Consider the following 2609-nt stretch of genomic DNA (forward strand, 5'->3'; position numbering starts at 1 on the left):
ACCAATGACCAATGACCAATGACCAATGACCAATGACCAATGACCAATGACAATCGTAACTGGCTTTTTATCGCTGAATCTGTTGCTATTGCCGCCTCATTTGTGGGTGCAATAGTAGCCGTTATATCTGAACAGATAATTTATGGATTAGCGCCTTTAGCGATTTCCCTGTTACTCAATCTAATTAACCGCCGTCGTGTTGTCCAACAGCTTCGGCGCAAAATTAGCGATCGCACTCAAATTGAAAAGTTAAGCCGAGATATCCAAACCTTACGTACAGACGTTGCTCAACTGAAGCAACCTGACTCTAATCTGATTTCGAGAGAGGAACTGTCTGCTATTGTCTCTACCGTTGAGGCAATTAATCAGAAGCAAAAGGCATTACGAGGTGCTCTAGCCCCCCTACAATCAAAACTTGATGAATTGAATCAAAAATTCAGGCAGCGTCCCGAATTAGAACAGATTGAGACGTTAGCCGGGATTATCGTAGCCCTCAAACAGACCATCGATCAGCTTCCCCAGCCTGATCGCACCGCCGCTGCTGCTAACCTAGAGCGAGTTGAACAATTAGAACGTGCGATCGCGCAAATCCAAAAGGAATTATCACAACTTCAGCAGTGATTGAGCCGATAATAATTAACAATCGATTCCACTACAAAGACTTAGCATCCAATTTTCGCGTCCGTAGATTTTGAGGGCTAAACCATAATCGCCATTTTCTAAATACGACAAGGCTTCTATTGCGTCCCATCGATAACCTTTTTCCTCAAAACAGGAGGGCATTAAATCAAGGTCAAACACGGGGACTCGAAAATCAGCCCCAATTTTCCCTGTATCACGCAATCTTTTTAGGGCAATCCAGCGATGATGACCCGAATCTAACTGTACACGTCCCATCTTGTTTTTCAGAAAGAAACTGACAAGCGGAATTCCTTTCCATCCATATTCAGCAATGCTATCAGCAATTTGAGCGGCATGATTATCTGTGTTGGCAGCATCTAGTCCCCATTGATTGAATGCATCAAACAGCAAATCTACGGGAATCCAATAAGACTTCTTAAGCATTTTGCGAACGGCGTTTACAGCAATGTCTTTCTCTCGGTCAGTTAGTTCACTCTCTAAAATGCCCAAATGCTGCCAGGTAAAATCTGTCCAGTCTGATGTCCTAAAATTAGACAGAGGATTTAATTGCTCCCACGCTTTGGCAACACAAGCTTTCTCATACTCAATCCCTTGCTTCTTTCGATTCGCCGTCTGTTGAGCGGCTCGTCGTCTTTGGGAAATTTTCTTTTTCCAGGCGGCAAAATCCGAGGATTCCTCACACTGTTTCACTCTCTGAATATCAAACAGTTGAACGGGAGGCTTTTTTCGAGAATACGGATTAGGACTGGTCTTATCTGCCTGTCCTAAAAACTTGCGAATAGCACCCTTAGTCCAACCCCTTTCTAAAACTGCAGTTTTTGTCAAATATGTCTTGTCTGACATAGTAATTTAGAATAATATAGTCATTTGTCATACTCGCTTCCCTTGAGAAGCAAGCTACGTCTTATGTCATTTGTTGATTATTGATTGTTGATTGTTCATTGGTTAAGAAACAAGGGATGGGTAATGGGCAATGGACATTTGTTATCTCATCTCCCTGATCTTGTCTATCTTGCCCATCTGTCTGTCTAACCAGATGTTTCAAGACTTGCCGATACAAGGAACGGCTCAAGTTGGAAGCGGAACAAGATTCGCAACATCCGCGTCCATACTTACCACATCGAGCTGTTAATATCCAATAAGAACACGCCTCTGATCATTTTGCCAATTGTATAACCTCGTGCCCAGGCCCAAAACACAATCCCAGAGATTCCCCCAAGATGGAATCGCTCAGTTATGAATAAAAGACACCCTTTTCAGCCTACCACTATGTCACCTCTCTCCTTACTCTCCGACTCCCCGGTAAGTGTCTTGAGACTCTGGCGCTGGGGAACAGCACTTGCCACAGCCACATTTGCCAGCGGACTATTGATGACTCCCGCCGTTGACGCTCAATCCGCCGCACCGCAACCCATATTTGAGAACGTAAAACTGGGGCGACGATTTTCACCTGATCCGTTGATTATTCGGGGGATCAGTGGCGGTTCCGTTTCAACGCCAGATGTTTCGGGTCGTAGAGAAACACCAACAGGTTCTTGTATCGGGTATATTGATGAACAGCCTGATCATATCCTAGAGTTAACGTCTTTTTTCAACTATCTCAGTTTGCAAGTGGAAAGCCCGGAGGATACCACTCTATTGGTTAAAGGTCCTGGTGGAAGTTGGTGTAATGATGACGCTGAAGGCAAAAACCCTGGAATTTCGGGTCAGTGGTTAGCAGGGGAGTATAAAGTTTGGGTTGGCTCTTTTCAAGAAAATAAGTATCATCCCTACGTGATTCGGATTAGCGAAGTTCAACTTCTTAATCCGGGGCCCTCTCGGCGTTGATGGGGTGATGGGGTGATGGGGTGATGGGGAGCGGGGGGAGATGGGGAAGCTGGGGGAGATGGGGACACTCATGTAGAAACGTACAATGGTGTATCTGTGTGTAGGGGCGGGTTTAGGGACTAATATTGATGGTTTTCCTT

3 protein-coding genes are annotated in these 2609 nt (G+C 44.9%); 2 read left to right on the forward strand and 1 reads right to left on the reverse strand.

Annotated elements, in window-relative coordinates:
• Positions 1-39 precede the first annotated feature (39 nt).
• Positions 40-621 (forward strand): hypothetical protein, encoded by a 582-nt coding sequence (locus ACLFWI_RS29180; RefSeq protein ID WP_446415838.1) that lies wholly within the window; start codon positions 40-42, stop codon positions 619-621.
• Between the two features lie 15 nt (positions 622-636).
• Here ACLFWI_RS29180 and ACLFWI_RS29185 read toward each other — a convergent pair whose 3' ends face one another.
• Positions 637-1467 (reverse strand): hypothetical protein, encoded by an 831-nt coding sequence (locus tag ACLFWI_RS29185; protein ID WP_446415839.1) that lies wholly within the window; start codon positions 1465-1467, stop codon positions 637-639.
• 444 nt (positions 1468-1911) lie between these two features.
• On the opposite strand from ACLFWI_RS29185, the gene ACLFWI_RS29190 reads away from it, so the two are divergent.
• Positions 1912-2469 carry a hypothetical protein gene (locus ACLFWI_RS29190; RefSeq protein ID WP_446415840.1) on the forward strand — a complete coding sequence of 186 codons (558 nt, stop codon included), beginning with the start codon at positions 1912-1914 and terminating at the stop codon, positions 2467-2469.
• The last annotated feature ends 140 nt before the right edge of the window (positions 2470-2609 follow it).

It is taken from the genome of Coleofasciculus sp., assembly GCF_046539235.1.
GTDB lineage: Bacteria > Cyanobacteriota > Cyanobacteriia > Cyanobacteriales > Coleofasciculaceae > Coleofasciculus.

Excerpts from the sequence above, each read along its gene's own strand:
- ACLFWI_RS29190 (WP_446415840.1), top strand. The coding sequence starts at position 1,912 with ATGTCACCTCTCTCCTTACTCTCCGACTCCCCGGTAAGTGTCTTGAGA.
- ACLFWI_RS29180 (WP_446415838.1), top strand. The coding sequence starts at position 40 with ATGACCAATGACAATCGTAACTGGCTTTTTATCGCTGAATCTGTTGCT.